General features: G+C 75.5%; 1 protein-coding gene. It reads right to left on the reverse strand.

Annotated features, from left to right (window positions below; genetic code table 11):
• Nucleotides 1–1012: KR domain-containing protein (locus tag ABZW03_RS41280; protein WP_355270068.1), on the reverse strand; the 1012-nt coding region annotated here is incomplete at its 3' end.
• Nucleotides 1013–1031: the final 19 nt, after the last annotated feature.

Consider the following 1031-nt stretch of genomic DNA (forward strand, 5'->3'; position numbering starts at 1 on the left):
ACGGGGACGTCTTCGCCTTCCACCTGCCCGCGGTGAACCCGTCGGTCGCCAATCCGGTCGAGGGCGGCGGCGAGTTCCTGGCCGCGTTCTCCAGCTCGTCCCGCAGCTCGACCGCGCCCGGAGCGTCCGGGCCGCGACGGCTGGTCAGCACCACGTGCTCCGCCCCGCCACCCGCCAGCCACCGGGCCACGTGGGCGCCCAGGGCGCCCGTCCCACCGGTGACCAGGACCGTGCCGCGCGGAGTCCACGCCTCCGCGACCGCACCCGAGGCACGGACGAGCCGGCGCACGAAGACACCGGAAGCACGCACGGCCACCTGGTCCTCGTCCTCCAGACCGGCCAGCACGGCCGCCAGACGGCCCCGGGCACGCTCGTCGAGCGTCTCCGGGACGTCCACCAGACCACCCCAGCGCTCCGGGTGCTCCAGCGCCACCACCCGGCCCAGGCCCCAGACCTGCGCCAGACCGGCATCGCGCACCCGGTCCGCACGGCCCGTCGACACCGCACCACTCGTCACCAGCCACAGCGGCGCGGCCACCGCCGCGTCCCCGAGCGCCTGCACCAGCGTCAACGCCGACTCCGCACCCGACACCACCGCCAGCACGCCCGCCACCGGCGAACCGGCCACCGCGGCAGCCAATTCGGCCCGGGACAGCCCCGCCGACACCACCCGACGCACCGAAGCACCGTGCCCGGACAGCACCGAGGCGCAGGCCTCCACCAACCCGGCGGTGGCGTCCTCCGCCACCACCAGCCACTCTCCGGACAGGACCGCCCCAGGAGCAGCCGCAGCGGGCTTCCACTCGACCTGGTAACGCCAGCCGTCGATCGTCGACTCCACCGCCCGACGACGGCGCCACGAGGACAGCACCGGCAGAACAGCACAGAGCGAGGTGCGCAGGGTTTCGTCCCCGGAGTCCAGCGCGTCGGCCAGCGACTGCAGATCCTCCTGCTCGACGGCGTCCCAGAACCAGTCGTCGGCCCGGCCGGCCGGGCCGCCCGGCCAAGGCACCTCGGCCGCCGGCGGCGTC

Source organism: Kitasatospora sp. NPDC004799, from assembly GCF_040609095.1.
In the GTDB taxonomy this organism is placed as follows: domain Bacteria; phylum Actinomycetota; class Actinomycetes; order Streptomycetales; family Streptomycetaceae; genus Kitasatospora.